This window comes from Mesorhizobium sp. M7D.F.Ca.US.004.03.1.1, from assembly GCF_003998635.1.
Lineage (GTDB): Bacteria > Pseudomonadota > Alphaproteobacteria > Rhizobiales > Rhizobiaceae > Mesorhizobium > Mesorhizobium loti.
In genome coordinates this window covers 1-1,209 of sequence record NZ_RZQG01001319.1, presented here as the reverse complement: position 1 = coordinate 1,209, position 1,209 = coordinate 1, and the positions used below count along the sequence as shown (strand labels likewise).

At 64.2% G+C, this 1,209-nt stretch carries 2 protein-coding genes; both read right to left on the bottom strand.

Annotation, left to right across the window (positions count from 1 at the left end):
• On the bottom strand, positions 1–500 hold a 500-nt coding region (gene trpA, locus EN935_RS36695), incomplete at its 3' end, for a tryptophan synthase subunit alpha (protein ID WP_127374272.1).
• A 2-nt stretch (positions 501–502) separates the two neighbouring features.
• Positions 503–1,209, bottom strand: a 707-nt coding sequence (locus EN935_RS36690) for a pyridoxal-phosphate dependent enzyme (protein ID WP_127374271.1), incomplete at its 5' end; no start/stop codon positions are given.

The window sequence follows — 1,209 nt, the reverse complement described above, 5'->3', positions numbered from 1 at the left end:
ACCTTGGGCAGGCGCTTGTCGTCGGTGGTCGGCGTCGCCAGCCGGATGAAATTGATGCCGGCTTTCAGCGCCGGAATGCACAGTTCCTCGTCCATCTCCGGCGGCAAGTCGACAACGATCAGCCCGTCGATGCCGCTGGCAATCGCGTCCTTGAGGAAGCGGTCGACACCATAGATGTAGATCGGATTGTAGTAGCCCATCAGCACGATCGGCGTCTCATTGTCGCCGGTCCGGAAGTCCGCCGCCATCTTCAGCGTCTTGACCAGCGTCTGGCCGCCTTTCAGCGCCCGCAAGCCCGCCGCCTGGATCGCCGGGCCGTCGGCCATCGGATCGGAGAACGGCATGCCGAGCTCGATGATGTCGGAGCCTGCGCCGGGCAGTGCCTTCATGATCGACAGCGAGGTGTCGTAGTCCGGGTCGCCGCCCATGAAATAGGTGACAAGCGCCGGGCGGCCTTCGGTCTTCAGCTTCGCCATGCGGCGATCGATGCGGGTCACCATGATCAGATCTCCATGCCCAGCATCGAGGCCACCGTGTGCACGTCCTTGTCGCCACGGCCGGACAGGTTGACGATGACGATCTGGTCCTTGTCCATGGCTGGCACGATCTTCACCGCATGCGCGATGGCATGGGCCGATTCCAGCGCCGGGATGATGCCTTCGACGCGCGTCGTCAGCTTGAAAGCCTCCAGCGCCTCGTCATCGAGGATCGGCACATATTCGACGCGGCCTGAATCGCGCAGCCAGGAATGTTCCGGCCCGACCCCGGGATAGTCGAGGCCGGCTGAGATCGAATGCCCGTCCATGATCTGGCCGTCGGCATTCTGCAGGAGATAAGTGCGGTTGCCGTGCAGCACGCCGGGTCTTCCGGCGTTCATCGAGGCGCAATGCTCGATGCCGTCGAGGCCGCGGCCGCCGGCTTCGATGCCGATGATACGGACCTCCTTGTCGTCGAGGAAGGGGTGGAACAGGCCGATGGCGTTGGAACCGCCGCCGACAGCGGCAATGATGGTGTCCGGCAGCCGGCCTTCCTGCTCGAGGATCTGCGCCCGCGCCTCGATGCCGATCACCGACTGGAAGTCCCGCACCAGCTCTGGATAGGGATGCGGGCCAGCGGCGGTGCCGATCAAATAATAAGTGTCCTCGACATTGGTCACCCAGTCGCGCAACGCCTCGTTCATGGCGTCCTTCAGCGTGCCGTGACCGGCGG